Here is a 14,881-nt window from a genome sequence, read left to right as displayed (position 1 = left end):
GGAAGGTCAGGTATTAATACTTGACCTTCCCTTCGTTATAAAAGACAGACAGACCATCTTTTCCTCCCACAATAATGTCAGGCGTACCTGATTTATCTACATCGGCTATTGAGAAATAATTGCCCGTTCCTTTGCCAATACCCAATGGACCAAAAGCAATTACTTGCTTTGTAAATGACTCACCATTCCATTGATAATAGTATAAACCGATGTCATCTTTTCCGCCAGGATCTTTGCTATCATGTGCACGGTATCTTTTTCCTGTAACCAGTTCAGGTTGCTGGTCTCCGTCTAAATCTACCCATTTCAGCTCATGAAACTGAGAATTAAAGGGGTCAATCGGGTGCTTTTTCCAAATTCCGTTGGCTTGTTGTTCATACCAGTCAAGGCCATAGCCATGTCCTTGTCCAACAATTATATCACTTTTGCCGTCTTTGTTTACATCTGCTACAATGGCGGGTAAGCCCATATCACCCATTTTGAACTCTTCATGCAAAATCCATTTGCCATTTTTTCTGTCGGCAGGCGCTTCAAGCCAGCCATTTGATATGACAAAATCGCCACGGCCATCACTATTAATATCACCGAAACCTAAGCCATGACCATGTTTTTCAAAAACCTGAATTTTATCAAATTCGCCTGTTTTTTTACCTGAAGCATCTTTTTTAGCCTTATAATAAATCAAAGGGTTCCCGAGATTATTTGGCACTATTTCATCTTCTCCATCACCATCTACATCAAAAAGCCTTATTCCCTCTACATTTTTTATCCCTTCTCCTACGATATGCTCTTTCCAGGCATTAGTATTCCCCGGATTTTCGTACCAACGTACATTATTACCAAACCAGCCTCCGCTGATAAAATCCATGTTCCCATCTCCATTTACATCCATAGGTAAGGTAGCAAAATCGTCCCAATATTCTCCATGGCGTTTGGCTTCGGCAATAAAAAAACGATCAATAAAAGCCGGGCCTTTATACCAGTAAGACCCTGAAACAATGTCAAGATTTCCGTCTTTATCTACATCAAATACGCCGGCAGTTTCGAAGGACTCTGCAGCTATTTGCTGACGACGGAATTTCAAAGGCCCTTGCTGCGCATAAGCCCACTGTACGATACAAAAAAAGCAAATGAGGTATTTCATAGATGGGTTGAAATAGGTTTGTGTTAAGGATTGAATGACAGGTTGAATAAATAAGTATTTTTCGCAATACTCCGGCTAATATAAAGAAAATATTGCTGAAAGTCTCCTGTCCACTCATGCTATCGAGACCTCGCTCCAATTCTATCCAAAGTTTCTATTACTTCTTATGAATCAAAGCCCGCAAACCTTTAATAATTTTTGTCCATCCTTTCTGCGATTTCTTGAATCTTTCTTCTGCGCCTACTCCCTGCCCAACATCGTCAGTAACAATCAATGTGGTTTTGCCGTCTTCATAACTCAGAGTATCGGTTACTACCGAAAAGCTTGAGTTCCCCTCTTTATTACTGGCATTATCCAGACTATATTTCAGCAATTTTTCAGGGATAATTTCCAGGATTGTGCCTTTCATTTCTATTTTCTTAATCAGAAATATTCTTCCAACAAAGGTGATAGTACTGCCTACTTCCCAATCAGAAAAAACTTTGCAATGAAAAAAGTATTTCTTTGTTTTTTCGGGGTTGGTCAATGCATCCCATACCTCGGCAGGACTTGCCTTTAAAATGGTCTTTCTTTTAACAATAAATTCTTTCATAATTCTTCGTCATTTAGTTGTGAATCAGACTCTGGTGATTCAGGCTAAAATAACGTGCCTTTGTAAAAGAATAAAAAGAAAGAATAGTAATTATAGAGCGTAGGCGTAGCTTAATTGAGTAATGTTGAAATTGCGCAAAATAAATGTTTTGTTAAAAGCAGAACCCGTACTTAATCCACTAAAATCTCATCCACCAACAACCAGGCCTTTCCGCCTGCGCCGTATTCTGCTTCGGGGATAATGCCTTTGTTTTTTGCGAAAACCTTTACAAAACGCACTTTGGTTGGGGTAAGTTTTGCCCTTACTTGATTAATTCCGTTTGCAGGGAAGTCTTTTGTGCGATACACTTCTGTGAAATGAGTGCCATTTTCAGAAATTGAAAAAACCAAAACATCTGGCTCCCACATGCGTTGCCAATGATATTTAAGTATGTTTATTCCGATTTGAGAAATAGTCTGAACACTATCCAGATCAACTACAGCTTCAAAATCTTCTCCACTAAATCCTACCCATTGGCCATTATTGTATCTGCTATTACCAAACAAAGCATTTCCTAACGCAAATGGAGTGGCAGGATTGTAACCACCTTTCGGCTGATTGACTAAGCTGCCTTTTCGGGCAATGGCTTTGTGAAATTGAAAATTTTGTTCTAAAACCTTACCATAAGGTTTGGCGCCGGCAAATAATTGCGCTTTAAGATTTGCGCTTTTCTCAATTGTCAATTGCCCCTTAAATTCCACGTCTTTCAATGTTGGATTCTTACCATTTAACGTATAGTGAATCTTTGCATCGGGCAAAGTTGTAGAAAGATAAACGACACTTTTACCGGATTTCTCCATCTGAATAGTAGAATTCAACTCTTCATAGCGATTAAAGTAATTTACTTTTTTATGCTTTAAGAATCGCTCATTCTGACGTAACCTAATCAAAAAATCGTCATAACTTCTCAAATTCGCAGGTGTCCACCCAATTTCTGCCATGGCCAGTGCTCTCGGAAAAGTCATATACTCTACTTGTGCAGGTGTAGGCATATATTCTGTCCAGACGTTTGCCTGAACACCCTTAATATATGGATAATAATCTGTCTGCAAGTCTTTGCTGTGGGGTTCGTAACTATACACTTTTGCTAAAGGGGTATATCCGGTAGCAGCAGTAGGCTCTAATGCCTGAAGCGACTGATAATAGTCTAAGTATACATGACTTTCTGGTGTCATAATCACTTCGTGTTTTTGCTGAGCAGCGGCAATTCCACCGGCTTCTCCGCGCCAACTCATTACTGTTGCTTTCGGACTTAAGCCACCTTCCAGAATCTCATCCCAACCAATAATTTCACGCCCCTTTGCATTCAGATATTTCTCCATTCGCCTGATGAAATAGCTTTGCAATTCATGCTCATCTGCCAGGCCCTGGTCTTTCATGCGTTTCTGGCACTTTGGACAAGCTTTCCAACGCACTTTAGGACACTCATCACCTCCGATATGAATATATTTTGAAGGAAACAAGGGCAACATTTCGTCTATTACATCCTGCAAAAACAAAAATGTATCATCATTGCCTGCACAAAAAACTTCATCAAACACGCCCCAGAAAGTAGCGGTCTGATACCCTTTTTGCAGACACCCTAATGCCGGATAAGCAGCCAGCGCAGCAGATGCATGGCCAGGCATTTCTATTTCTGGTATAATGGTTACATGCTTTTGGGCAGCATATTTCACCAATTCTTTTACTTCGGTTTGGGTATAATAGCCACCATACGATTTACCATCGAACCGATGCGGAGAGTCTTTCTTATGCCCTATAATGGTTTCTTTTCTGTAGGCCGCAACACTCTGTAAACGAGGATATTTCTTTATTTCAATACGCCATCCCTGGTCGTCAGTTAAATGCCAATGAAAAGTATTGAGTTTATAGGATGACAGTAAATCAATGTATTTTTTGAGAAAAGACAAAGGAAACATATTGCGCCCAACATCTAAATGCAAGCCCCGATATGAAAATCTGGGATAATCTTCTATAGTACACGAAGGGATTTTAGTCGATTGCACAGCCAATTGGATTAGCGTCTGAATACCATAAAATACCCCGGCATCATCATGCCCGATAATTGATATCTGGTTTGGGTTCACAGTAAGGATATACCCCTCTTTTTTACCTACCTTAACTGAATCTGTTTGCAATACAATTGCTTGTAACTGCTTATCTACAATAGTAAAACGATAAGGTTGAATACCTTTTAATGCCAACTGCAAAAACTGAGCGTTTGCATCAATCTTATTTGAAGCGGAGATAGTAGTTTGCTTATTAATCACAAAGAAACCTGTCTGATAGCTAATCGAAACAGGTTTAGGAATAATGGCCAATGATTGTTGCGCTACAACCAAAGAGTTGTAAACACAAATACAGCACATGAGCAAGATTCTTTTTAGCATAATGTTGTACGTTAAAATGCCTTTATCGAATAATAATTTACCTATTTTGTCAGATATGGTAATTAGATTTCAAAAAATAAACATTCTCTAAATGTAACCATTGTTGTAGAGACGACATGCTGGCGTCTCTAAGGGTCTATGACTATTAATAAATTATCCATTGTTTTTATCCTAAAACTGCATTTTCTGAATTGGAGAGGCCCTAGGAGACGCCAGCATGTCGTCTCTACAATAATGGATTTTAATTAAAAAAACGCTTATTTCTTAAACTCTTAAAATCAAAATACTCACTTCCAATTCTTCCTCAAAAACCTCAACCAATTGCCATGCATAATATTTTCAATATCTGTTGAAGAATACCCTCTTTGTTCAAGAATCGCCGTGACTTTCTGTAAATCTGTAATGGTATCTAAATCATAAGGACTTTGTTCTAAACCAAAAGCCCCATCTAAGTCAGAGCCAATGCCTACGTGCAAAGCATTGCCTGCTAATTGGCAAATATGATCAAGGTGGTCAACCATTACAGCCAGATTACAGTTCATACCCTTTGGCGTAGAAGTACCCCTTACCCAATTTGGCACCATCATCCAGGCATCTAATGCTCCACCAATTACTGCATCGCGGCTAATCAACTCTTTAATTTGCTCGTCGCTGAATTGTCGGTTATGATTTACCAAACTTCTGCATAAATTATGACTTGCCCAAACCGCCCCGTTAAAATGCTCCATAGCTTCCCAGAAACTATCATCACACAAATGCGTAGCATCTAAAATAATCCCCAAACGCTCCATTTCATTCAACAAAGCCTGCCCCGCCTGCCCCATAAATCCGGTGGCATCAGTGCCTTGTGCATATCTGCCCGGCCCATAATGCGCTGGTCCAATAGCTCTCAATCCATATTGATAGGCACGTTCTACGTGATTGATGGTCACTAACGAATCAGCACCTTCCAGACTCAGAATATATCCTATGGGCTTTTTATCGTTAGGCGTTCCATCATTCCAGAGTTGCAGGTGTTTTTCAAGCGTTTCAAGGTTGTGGATTTGGGTCATTTCGCCACATTCCTCCATGCTTTTATACCAGGCAAGCTGTCCCTGCGTTTGAGACCACGCCTGCTCTGGAGAAAGCCAACCGGGCAGCGAACTATCAGGTTTCACAAATCTTGCAATCTGTGTTGCCACTACCAAACCAATATTCCCTTTTCTCAAAGCCGGAAAAGTAACTGTACCTTTCGCACGGTCAGGTTTATCGGTCATACCCACCTCTCTGGCACGCACTTCATCAACTGTCAACCTTAAATCCCGATTCCATTCCATAGCATTCATACTAAGGTCGAGATGTGCATCAATTATAAACATAAATGAATTTATTCTAAAAAAATGAAACGAAAGTATCTATTACTAAAGTGTCGTTCGAGAAATTCTCAAACGACACTTGATAATGTAAGTCTATATTTTAATCGTGAAGTTCAAACAACGCTTCAACCTCTACAGGAATATTATCTGGCAGCGACCCCATTCCAACGGCACTTCTCACGCCTATTCCATTTTCTGTTCCCCAAACCTCTGCAAAAAGCTCGCTACAACCATTAATTATATATGGATGGCGCTCGAAGTCAGGCGTACAGTTTACCATACCCAATACTTTAATAACTCTTTTTACACGGTCAAGGCTACCTAGATGGGTCTTGATAGTTGATAGCATGGTCAAACCAACCTGACGTGCAGCCAGTTTGCCTTCTTCTATGGTCAAATCTTCTCCGATTCTACCAATGATCAGGCTTTTATCATCTTGCACAGGCCCATGACCCGACAAGTATAAATATTTCCCATCAATCAAGTATGGTTTGTAAACACCCAATGGTGCTGGAGCTGGTGGCAATGAAAGATTAAGTGTGGCGAATGCTTCTTCTGCACTGATAATTTCTAATACGCTCATTTTGATTGTTACTTTTATTACGTTTTGTTAAATTGCTTATTGTTACTTGGCGCCGGCGGCGTTGCTTTGCGTTACTTGAGGCGTATTCAGTTTTCTGAATTTTGCTCCTTCAATTTTTAAAACTACAGAGTTCGGCCATTGATTATTGGTATAAAAACGTTGCCCATTTACCGCACTTACTACTAAGCCTATAGGCGTAGCCGCTGTATAAGTCTGGGCATCCAATCCTTTTCTGTACTCTACCAATTCGCTCTTATAGCCCAGAATACTAACTTTGGTATTGGCATTTCCCTCTATATGGGTCAGTACTAAGTTTCTTCTTGAACCATATTTCCAATCGTCGGCATTTTTTCTTTGAACAATGGCATAAATATACTTTTCATCGTTCGACTGCGTGTACCATACATTATCTTCTCTGATTACCGGCAAAGGCTTTACTTTCTGAATAGCCTCGGCATTGGCAAAATTCCACAGAGCCACTTCTTGTAATAAGGATTCTTGCTCAATCTGAATCTCACCGTCTTGCTTAGGCCCTATATTCAACAAGAAATTCCCTCCCTTAGACCTGATTTCGGTAAGCATGTTAATAATCTCAGTTCCTGTTTTGTGTGGGTCGTTAGTAGGTTTATATTGCCAGTCAGTGCCCATCGTATAGCAAGCCTCCCAAGGTCGTGGCAATGGTTCATCAGGTGTATTTTGCTCTGGCGTAGTCATTATATCACGGGTAATTACCAAGTCAGGATTCAGACTCCAGGCATATTCTCTTAATCCATCACCCGGCCCGTCAATAAACAAAATGTCTATTTTGCCGTAACTAGTCAGTAATTCTTTCAGTTGTTGTTTATCATAATCCATCAATTTCGGATTATTCGCGGGAAAGTGTTCGGGTAATTGTAATCGACCAATCTGGATATTATTCTTGTGGAAGAAATAAAAATCTTCCGGCGAAAAGTACAATCCAATGGCAATGCCTTCTTTTCTGAAAGCATCTATCAACTCTTTCGTAATATCTTTGCCATAAGGCGTGTTCATTACGTTAAAAGGCGTAGTTTTTGTATCGAACATACAAAAACCGGAGTGGTGTTTGGTCGTGAAAACCACATATTTCATGCCTGCCAGTTTGGCTAATTTCGCCCATTTAGCAGGCGTAAATTTATCAGGATTAAAATACTGGGGTAATTCCTGAATATACTTTTCAACGTATTCGTGAGAAGCCCCTGCCAGCGAGTGGCTAATCACTGCACCAAGCGTAACATCTACATTCCAGTGAATAAACATACCAAAGGCTAAATCCTGAAACCACACGATGCGCTCTGGTTTATTATTAGTCTGAGGCTTTTGTGCTACTGCCGAAAAGCAGCTGATGAGTAGAACAATAAGAATTCTTTTAGAAACCATTGATTTTCTTTTAAACAACCAGTTGTTGACCCGTTGTTTAATTTTTGAAAGATGAAGAAATATTTATCAGATAGTAGCAAGTCCCTTTCGGAAATTGCTACTACTGATAAATCATTTTATAGAAGAATTGAATAAAAGCTAATTACTTATCCCACCATACTTTTGTCAGAAGGTCGTCAATACCTTGTCTTTGTACAGCTTCATTGTACGAGCTTCTGTTCAATGTCTGTTCTGAAACCGGATACAAGAATCTACGGAAGATTTTGCCACCTGTCGCATTGCCCGGATATACATTCGGTGTTAAGGCAGGATAACCCGTACGACGGTAGTTATTATAAACCTCTTGTGCGTCAGGGAAAATACCCACCCAGAATTCATTGTAAATCTGCTCAGTTTGCTCTGCTACTGTACCAGTAGTTTTGAAAGCATGTGCAGCTACATAGCTATCAACACGGTCTTTCGAAATTACATTGGCAGTACCGCTGATCAAATCCCATTGTTGCATGGCAGCACGGATACCTGTTTCGTATAAACTGGCAGCAGTTTCTGTTTTATACCATCCTTTCAAGGCTGCTTCTGCTAATAAATAGTTAGACTCAGCTACTGTAAATAACAACAATGGTGCATCTGTTTTCAAAACAGTGGTTTGTTTTGGCTCAGAGTAAGTCACGAAATCAGATGGCTTCGTACCATTGATATTCGCTGGCATTCCTTTCTGAATACTCTCGTCAGAACTAGCAACACCATTTACATATACTACCGAAAGCACGCCTAATCTTGGGTCGTTATTGGCTTTCAGATAGTTAATAAATACTTGTTGATATTTTCCACCTTCAGTATTATTTACACCATCGGCACGTAGATAATTATCGTTCAGCAATTGCCAGGCAACAGGGTTTTTATTAATGTTCTGTCCACCATTGGTATAGCTTACTTTAGCAATGTCAGCATAATCTCTTATTACTCCACCGGCAATAGCTTTGTTTACCCAGGTTTGCGCAGCAGCTGCATCCACTTTCGATAAACGCATACCGAATCTTAGCATCAACGAGTAAGCAAACTTCTTCCATTTGGTTACATTCCCTTGGTAAATCAAATCAGAATTACCAAAGGTAGTTGTATTAGATGCATTCAATGCCGTAGCTGCCTCATCAAGCTCTTTCAACATATCGGCATAGATCGCACTTTGTGTATCATACTTCGGTTGAAAAATAGATTGGTTATAGCCTTGTCCTGCCTGTGTGTATGGAATATCCCCATATAAATCAGTCAGACGGCTAAAACAATACGCTCTCCAGATACGGGCAGTAGCATACAGGTTTACTTTAGAGGCATCATCTTTTACGCCTTTAATTACCTCGCCTATTTCATTAATCTGTGTTGGATATGAGTTCGTGAAAACCCCACCCGTTGCATTTACTTGCGATGCCGTGTACTTAGAACCAAACCCTTCTACATCGTTGTAGCTGGTGGTATATTGCATTAAACCAAACAATAAAGCACCCTTGTTTCCACTGTTAGCAGCACCATCGTAGATGGCTTTGCTGAAGATATAAGGCACTGTCGGTACCGAAACCGCATTCGGGTTCGTATTGATTTCTACAAAATCTTTATCACAAGACGAAAGACCTACAAGGCTTCCCGCTATCAATAAAGAATAGGTATATTTAGAAAATATATGTTTCATTTTTTGCTCTTTGTTAAAATTTCAGATTCAGATTCAAGCCATAAGAACGGGTACGAGGTAAGCCTATCGACTCAATACCTTGTGCCGAGCCATTGGTTAAACTTTGTTCCGGGTCAAAATTGTCTGTTTTCTTATATAATATCAGTAGGTTACGACCCACCAACGAAATGCTTGCCGATTGTACACCTATTGCTTTCAGTAAATTATTTGGCAAGTTATAAGAAAGAATCACCTGACGTAGTTTTACAAAACTTGCATCGTGTACAAACAATTCTGTGTAACGGTTCAGGTTGTTGTAATAAGCACTACGTAAATTGGCAACAGGTACGGTATAAGCATATTTATCTCCGGTAGCTGTTACACCTGATAATTGCAGACCATTTTCACGACCCGGCAAGGTAGATTTCAATAAACCCAGACGAGTAGCATAAACCTCCATTACAGAGAAGATACTACCACCGAATTTACCGTCAACCAAGGCATCTAAAGTGAAGTTTTTATATTTGAATGTATTCGTCAAACCCATGGTATATGGCGGAACACCATTGCCTAAGAACTGGTTGTTATCAGTTTGTAGCGGAAGGTTCGAGTTTGTATCATAGATGATATTTCCGGCGGCATCGGTCTTTTTACGATACCCATAGATACCACCGAAAGGCATACCTACCTGATTGTTGATGAATGCATTACCATTGGCAGAGTTTCCGATTGAGAAGGTGCTGATACCATCAGCTAATTTCAATACTTCACTTTTGTTGTAAGCAAAGTTGAAACTTGCATTCCATGAAAAACTACCCGATTTAACTGGTGTTCCTTCAATCAATACTTCGATACCTTTGTTGCTCAATTCACCTGAGTTCAGGATAGCACTTGTATAACCAGTCGCACCAGAAATAGGGACACTCACAATATCGTTAGTAGATTTTTTGTTATACAAAGCCACATCTAATCCGATTCTGCCACGATACATTTTTGCATTAAAACCTAGCTCGGTAGTGGTTGAGGTAAATGGTTTCAAATTGGCATTGGTGATAGAAACCGAACTTACGTTTTGTAAAGGTACTGTACTGGCACTTGGCACACTGCTATACGCTAAGTTGATCGCATAAGGATCAGGGCCACCGCCACCTACTTGTGCCCACGATGCACGAAGTTTCACAAAATCAACCGATTTCGGCATGCTTATTATATCAGAAAGCATTAAGCTTGTACCCACACTTGGGTAGAATATATTGTTGTTTTTAGGGCTCAACGTTGAGAACCAGTCCTGACGGCCAGTAAGCGTTAAGAACCAGATGCTTTTAAGGTCAAAATCTAATGAACCAAATACAGAGTTGGTTTTTACATTGCTGCTCACAGGTGTAACCATTGACGTGGCTAAGTTAGAGAAGCTATAGAAATAAGGGATTGTATACCCTTGACCATAAAAATCAAACTGATTGTTTTTGAACTGACGGGCATTAGCGCCCACCAATGCCGACATACTGATTGATTTACCAAATTTGGTATTATAGTTAGCCGTAAGCATACTATTGGTTTCAGCTACATCAGATTTGATTCCATCGTATTGCCCTTGAGGAATGTACTGTCCACCCGTAGGCATGATACTGGTGAAATTGTAATTATAAAAATCGTGCGTAGTCGTTGCCTTTAATGTCAGATTGTCCAACACATCATACGAAACAGAAGTTTGTCCGATAAAGCGGTTCTTTGTATCTGTTTGTTTAAACTTATTTACAAAGAAATAACCATTGGTTACAATACCCGCATCATTCCAGAATATCTCATTTCCGTTAGCATCGTGTCCTGGAGCAAGCCAGCGTACATCTACTGTATTGGCAACTTCATACGCCATCCAGTTCGGGTTTCCTAAAGCATCACCGGCAATCGGGCGGTTATTACCTTGCTCAACATTGTATTGGGCAACGGCTTCTGCTCTTAATCTCTTACTTAATTTGGCCGAAATGTTTAAGTTAGCTGTTTTACGTTTATAGGTATTAGTTGGTAAAACACTCTTCGCATTGACATCTGCCAACGAAAGACGATAAACAATTGCATCGTTTCCACCAGAAAGGGCAATCGAATTAGTAAAGTTTGTACCTGTCTGATAGAAGTTTCTTAAATTATCTTTTTGGGCTACGTAAGGGTGTGTTTTTCCGTCGGCTGCTACGTAATCAGTCGAGCCATCTATTTTAGAACCAAACGAACGGCGTCCGGTTGCTTGTGCCTGTGCCAACGTAGTTGGTTTTACACCGCCATCTCCCTGACCGTACTCATACTGAAAATCAGGGAAAACAGCTACATTCTCCATCGTGAACGTTCCGTTATATTCTACACCGATTCCTTTTTGCGCTTTACCTTTTTTGGTAGTAATTAAGATAACGCCGTTAGCACCACGCGAACCATACAAAGCTGCCGCAGCACCACCTTTCAATACAGTCATTGACTCGATATCATCTGGGTTAATGGCGGCAATACCATCCCCACGGTCAGTACCTGCTTTTGTTCCCAAACCATTCGGCAACGAACTTCCACCCGGCACACTATTATCGATAGGCATACCGTTAATTACGTATAATGGTTGGCTATTGCCTGTCAATGAACCATTTCCACGAATCACCACACGGCTTGAACCACCCGGACCAGTTGACAAACCTGTAGCATTTACACCTGCAATTTTACCAGTAAGTGAGTTAGCCACGTTGTTTTCACGCGCTTGTGTAAATTCTGCACCATTAATTTCTGATACAGAGTAAGCCAACGCTCTTTTGTCTTTCTTCACACCCAAGGCCGTTACCACAACCTCGCTCAATTGCTGAACGCTTTCTGTCAAGGTAATAGTTACCGATGTCTGGTTTGCTGTAACAGGTACTTCAGATAATTCATAACCAATACTCGATACAATCAATGTCAGACTTGTTGATGCCAGATTATCAGGTAAATTCAATTTGAAATTTCCTTCTGCATCTGTAGTTACACCAATTTTAGAATTTTCTTTTACCGAAACAGTGGCACCAATCACAGGCGTTGCATCTTTTGCAGCAATTACTTTACCCGTAATTTCTCTGGCTACAACCGCATTCTTAGAAATCTCAGAAAAGTTTGCCTCGTTTTCACAGACTTTCGCATAAGAATTGTTGCTCAACGCCAGACTTCCCACCAGAGAAAGCCACAACAGGCATCGGGTATTGCTTAAATGTCTAATTTTTTTCATCTAGTTTTATTTAGGATTAATTGAAGAATTTGCAAGAAATGCAGATTAAATTTGCATTTCTTGAACAAACATAAAATAATATTCGCTTAATGTTGCAATATTTGCAACATTATTTTTTCAAAAAATGCAAAATTGAGTATTTTCAACTACTATGATTGCTTTTTTTGCAGATAATGAAATTTATGAGACTTAATAAAATGGTAATTTTTCTTAACTTTGTACTACTTTAGTAGTTGCAAAAACCCATAAACCGAAAATGTCTATTACTCTTTTAAAAAAAGAAAGAAAGGATTTAATCCTGCAAGAAATTAACATACACACACGAGTCTCCTTAAATGAATTGGTGGAAAAGCTAAATGTCTCTGAAGACACCATCAGAAGAGATGTAAATGAACTGTCGGAAGACGGCGAAATCATTAAAATTCGTGGAGGAGCCATGTCAAAAGCTTATCATCATGGCTCTAATCTCCAGGAAACCTACGCTCACTCTCAGAAAGAGATTATTGGTAGAAAAACCCTGAGTTTATTAAAAGAAGGAATGCTTGTCTTGATAGGTGGAGGAACCACCATCCGCGAATTTGTCAAACTGATTCCGGAAGATTTTTCGGCAACCTTTATGACTGTTAACCCGCTTACAGCAGTAGAATTGCTCGATAAACCTAATATTGAGATTATTTTGATTGGCGGACAAGTATCTCGTTACAGCCAGATGACCGTCGGTGGAGAAGTGCATCAACGCCTTTCAGAAATGAAAGCCGACTTATGTATCATCGGCACCAATGCCTTAGATGCACACGGCGGCCTTACAGATTCTGATTGGGAAACCATACAAGTGAAAAAATCTATGATGAAAGCCTCTGCAAAAGTTGCGGTAGTAGCTATCTCCGAAAAACTCAATTCGGTAATGAAAATGAAAGTAGCCGATTTGCAGGAAATAGATTATTTAATTACAGAGCTACCCGCCGACGCCCCAATGCTATCTTCTTTCAGAAATACCAATCTGGAGATATTGTAAAGTTAAGTAACATTTTTTATATCGACCTGAACATTAACTCATAGGATAAGTTTGTAGAATATTTCCACGAACTTATCTTATTAGCTATTCTTTAATATTTGTTTACTCCTATCTATAATTTCTCAACCCACAGAAATAAAACGGGCGCGCCAGACAATTAACGCAAAGGATGTCTCTAAAAAAGGGATTAAAACAGTTACTCCAACTCAAGTTGTTTCAAAAAAATATACTATTAAATTCCCTGCTTACTACAGTAACTAAGAGAACTATTAAGGTAGAGCTTAATGGGTGTGGTAGTTGATTTTAGCCATAAAAACTTTAAATTTGGGAAATATCCAGAGGTTTACGGCTATTAATGAATATCCGCATGAAAACTTTTATTATGGAAAACGCCCATTTAGACATTGAATTTATTAAAGCCCGGTATGCTAAGGCAAGAAATCGGTATAAACCCAGACAGATAAGAATGGTATTTATCGGTGAAGGCCCACCGGATAATCTTGACAGATACTTCTATTTTGAAGATGTCAAGAAACATGATTCACTTTTCTTAGAAGTAATGGGAGTTTTATATCCCGAACAAAAAAAGCAATATCTGGCTTCTCGTCGGGATACTTTTCTTAAAGAAGAGCTTCTGGAAACCTTTCAGGAAGATGGATATTGGTTTATAAGTTTATCTGAAGTTCCTTGCAGTCTTACAGGTGAGCCTCTTGAAAAATACGTTCCGTCTCTTTTAGAGCGTCTGAAAAATCAGATTGAAAAAAGTACCCCCATCATTTTAATCAAGGCTAATGTATATGACATTTGCTACGCTCCCCTGGTGGCAAACGGATACAATGTATATAACGAAAGAATACCGTATCCGGGTAGCGGACAGCAAGGGGTATTCAGAGCGAAGTTTGGCAGAGCTGTGAAATTAATGGCCGATTTGGATGAATAATGATTTTGTTTTAAAAATAATAGACTTCGGGAGATTTGACCAGAGGAGGGAATCATTATATAAATGCAAGGAGGCTTTATTTAACTAATGGCCCTTCCCAAAGTACCTGGTCAATCATCCAGCTATCGCCTTCTCTTGATAATAATAAATAATCAGTTCCCCACCAGGCAGTGATTTTGGCAGCAGCCGTATGATACGAAATATCCAATATCTTCACTATTTTCGGTGCATCCGGTTTGGCAAATCTTTTTTTAGCATTGATACCCGCTGCATAGTCAAGGGCTTGTTTATAGGTCATATAACCATCTCCTTCAAATTTGCTGGTTTGCTTGTTTTTATAATAGCCAAACTTTGTCAGGGTTGGTCTTAACGAGGCTTGAATTTTCGTGGTATCCCCCTGATAGAACCCCTCGATATAGTTCATGCAGGCTTTTGTAATCAGTTCTGCATCCTGATTGGTTTGTGCCTGAGCACCAATCAAATTTGTCAGAAATAGTGCTAAGAAAGTAATTTTTGTTTTCATA

Annotated in this window: 11 protein-coding genes; 2 read left to right on the top strand and 9 right to left on the bottom strand. The window is 39.6% G+C overall.

The features are described from left to right. Positions 1 to 13: 13 nt before the first annotated feature. The 8 genes from ACYVFA_RS24580 to ACYVFA_RS24545 form a co-directional block, all read right to left on the bottom strand. Entirely contained in the window at positions 14 to 1,144 is a 1,131-nt protein-coding gene (locus ACYVFA_RS24580; protein WP_460474509.1) for an FG-GAP repeat domain-containing protein, read from the bottom strand. Positions 1,145 to 1,301: 157 nt separating this feature from the next. After that, entirely contained in the window at positions 1,302 to 1,736 is a 435-nt protein-coding gene (locus tag ACYVFA_RS24575; RefSeq protein ID WP_460474508.1) for an SRPBCC family protein, read from the bottom strand. Between the two features lie 170 nt (positions 1,737 to 1,906). Then, positions 1,907 to 4,165 carry a glycoside hydrolase family 20 protein gene (locus ACYVFA_RS24570; RefSeq protein ID WP_460474507.1) on the bottom strand — a complete coding sequence of 753 codons (2,259 nt, stop codon included), beginning with the start codon at positions 4,163 to 4,165 and terminating at the stop codon, positions 1,907 to 1,909. Positions 4,166 to 4,452: 287 nt separating this feature from the next. Next, positions 4,453 to 5,523, bottom strand: a complete 1,071-nt coding sequence (locus ACYVFA_RS24565) for a dipeptidase (RefSeq protein ID WP_460474506.1) — start codon at positions 5,521 to 5,523, stop codon at positions 4,453 to 4,455. 97 nt (positions 5,524 to 5,620) lie between these two features. Beyond that, a complete protein-coding gene (locus tag ACYVFA_RS24560) occupies positions 5,621 to 6,103 on the bottom strand; it encodes a RidA family protein (protein WP_460474505.1) in 483 nt (160 codons plus the stop codon). 42 nt (positions 6,104 to 6,145) lie between these two features. Next, entirely contained in the window at positions 6,146 to 7,501 is a 1,356-nt protein-coding gene (locus ACYVFA_RS24555) for an alpha-L-fucosidase (protein ID WP_460474504.1), read from the bottom strand. 142 nt (positions 7,502 to 7,643) lie between these two features. Then, entirely contained in the window at positions 7,644 to 9,188 is a 1,545-nt protein-coding gene (locus ACYVFA_RS24550) for a RagB/SusD family nutrient uptake outer membrane protein (protein WP_460474503.1), read from the bottom strand. Positions 9,189 to 9,201: 13 nt separating this feature from the next. Next, complete coding sequence (locus ACYVFA_RS24545; RefSeq protein ID WP_460474502.1) at positions 9,202 to 12,402, bottom strand: SusC/RagA family TonB-linked outer membrane protein; 3,201 nt, start codon at positions 12,400 to 12,402, stop codon at positions 9,202 to 9,204. A 256-nt stretch (positions 12,403 to 12,658) separates the two neighbouring features. Here ACYVFA_RS24545 and ACYVFA_RS24540 point away from each other — a divergent pair, with 256 nt between their 5' ends. Next, positions 12,659 to 13,417, top strand: coding sequence for a DeoR/GlpR family DNA-binding transcription regulator (locus ACYVFA_RS24540; protein WP_460474501.1), 759 nt, complete (start codon positions 12,659 to 12,661; stop codon positions 13,415 to 13,417). Between the two features lie 367 nt (positions 13,418 to 13,784). After that, a complete protein-coding gene (locus ACYVFA_RS24535) occupies positions 13,785 to 14,357 on the top strand; it encodes a hypothetical protein (protein WP_460474500.1) in 573 nt (190 codons plus the stop codon). 76 nt (positions 14,358 to 14,433) lie between these two features. Here ACYVFA_RS24535 and ACYVFA_RS24530 read toward each other — a convergent pair whose 3' ends face one another. Next, positions 14,434 to 14,880 (bottom strand): nuclear transport factor 2 family protein, encoded by a 447-nt coding sequence (locus ACYVFA_RS24530; RefSeq protein ID WP_460474499.1) that lies wholly within the window; start codon positions 14,878 to 14,880, stop codon positions 14,434 to 14,436. Position 14,881 lies beyond the last annotated feature (1 nt).

The sequence above is a fragment of the Emticicia fontis genome, from assembly GCF_054779675.1.
The sequence above is the reverse complement of the archived record's forward strand: the minus strand, read 5'-3'. Positions and strand labels throughout refer to the sequence as shown.